Raw genomic sequence first — 1767 nt, 5'->3', positions numbered from 1 at the left:
GGTGGGAAGTTGCGTCGTGGGGTTGTGAGCTTGCCTCCGATTTTAGAGGATAAAAGTAGCATATTTTGGGGATATGAGGGTGAGCTAGTAGTGCTAAAAAATAGTGGCGTGATATGCTTAGTCTTAGAAGATATAGCTCAAAGTGATGCTAATACTATAGAAAATCTAAAAGCTAATAATAAGATAATGTATCTAAGTAGCTTTATAGGAAAGGATGAGTAATGCCAAATAGTGCAATGATAATAGACCCAGCCTTAGCTGGTGGTGGTATAGGGCTAACCCCTACACAAAATCAACCAACTACTACTAATTGCTGTGATGATAAACTAGATGAGCTAATAAGATATCTAAGCATATCAGTACCAGCAAAGCTTGAAGAGCTAACACTAAGGATAGATGCAGTAGCAGCTCACTGGCAAGAGGCTAGTAGGATAGGTAAAGAGGTGCATAACGCACTAATAAGCTCATTAAGTGCTAATCCATCTAGATTTTTGATAGGTGGTGTGGAGTATGATAACTTTGCTAAGCTAAATGAGAGACTTCAAGAAGTTGTCTCTAATACTTTAGATAGAGTAGAAGAGACTAAGCAGTTTATACTAGATGAAGTAAGTAAAGCAACTGTGTTTGATAATATTGAGATAGTGGAGTAGATATGGGAACTAGAAAATTTGAAAAACTAATTCTTAGCAGTGCTAAGAGTAAAAATGATATAGTAGCTGAGGCACTGGCCCAAATAAGAAAGTACGAAGCTAAAGACCCAGCAAATGACTATATATGTAGCGTAATACACGCATATGATAATGGGGATAACGCTGGAGACCAATACATTGTAATCAATGAAAAGCTAAGAGTAGAGTATGGGCTAAAGAGTAATGCAGTAGCTAGCTCACACTATAGCAAGGCTGATATAAAGGCTATGATAGATGAAGTAGATGCTAAGATACCTCTAGACCCAGCTAAAAAGGCCTTGCTAAAGGAAGTAGAGGCTATAGAAGCTGATATAAGAGCCAAGGAAGCACAGCTACCACCAAAAGAAAAAGAGCTAAGAAACCTAAAGCAGCAAAAGGCTACTATAGAACAAGAGATAGCAGACCTAAATTCTTTAATAGCACAGGCTAGGGCTGAGGGTAGAAGCACTACAGTACTAGAAGCGTCAAAGGCTCAAAGAGTAGCAGACCTAGCTACTAAAAATAGGCAGATATCTACACTAGAGGGGCAGATAAATGAGATTAAAAGACAGATACCTTTGCTAAAAGAACAAGCCAAAAACAAGCAAACTCAGCAAGAGGCTATAAAAAGCCCTGAGCTAGCTACTAAGGATTTTGTAAATGAGCTAAAGAATACGCTAACTGGGAGTATAAATACTAAAGCAAATTCAAACGCCGTGGTGGCTCTAACTGGTAATCAGACAATTGCTGGTAATAAAACCCTAAGTGGGGCTACGACACTAGCAGCTACAGTCATAAACGGAGCTACTCAGCTAAAAGGTGCAGTAACTGCTACAGGGGCTATAACTAGCAGTGGAAATGTAACCTTTAATACTGGGCAAGTAACCTTTAATAATAAAGCTCCAATATCTAGTGTAGCACCTACAGTGGCTAATCACTTAGCTACTAAGGCTTATATTGATGGGATAAATACTACGCTAACTGGGAGTATAAATGCTAAAGCTAATGCTAACGCCGTAGTAACTTTAACTGGTAATCAGACAATAGCTGGAATTAAAACTTTTAGCAGTCCTGTGGTAGTACCAAACGCTACAGCAAA

Annotated in this window: 2 protein-coding genes and 1 pseudogene; all 3 read left to right on the top strand. The window is 38.8% G+C overall.

Annotated elements, in window-relative coordinates; genetic code table 11:
• Positions 1 to 222: hypothetical protein (locus CSUIS19072_RS08335; protein WP_180381037.1), on the top strand; the 222-nt coding region annotated here is incomplete at its 5' end.
• Entirely contained in the window at positions 222 to 650 is a 429-nt protein-coding gene (locus CSUIS19072_RS08330) for a hypothetical protein (protein ID WP_086237828.1), read from the top strand. The genes CSUIS19072_RS08335 and CSUIS19072_RS08330, both read left to right, overlap by 1 nt.
• 2 nt (positions 651 to 652) lie before the next feature.
• Positions 653 to 1767: pseudogene (locus tag CSUIS19072_RS08325) on the top strand (hypothetical protein); the annotation flags it as partial.

This window comes from Campylobacter sp. RM19072 (assembly GCF_024723485.1).
Classification (GTDB): domain Bacteria; phylum Campylobacterota; class Campylobacteria; order Campylobacterales; family Campylobacteraceae; genus Campylobacter; species Campylobacter porcelli.
Note: the sequence above shows the minus strand (reverse complement) of the source record. Positions and strands in the feature narration are given on the sequence as shown.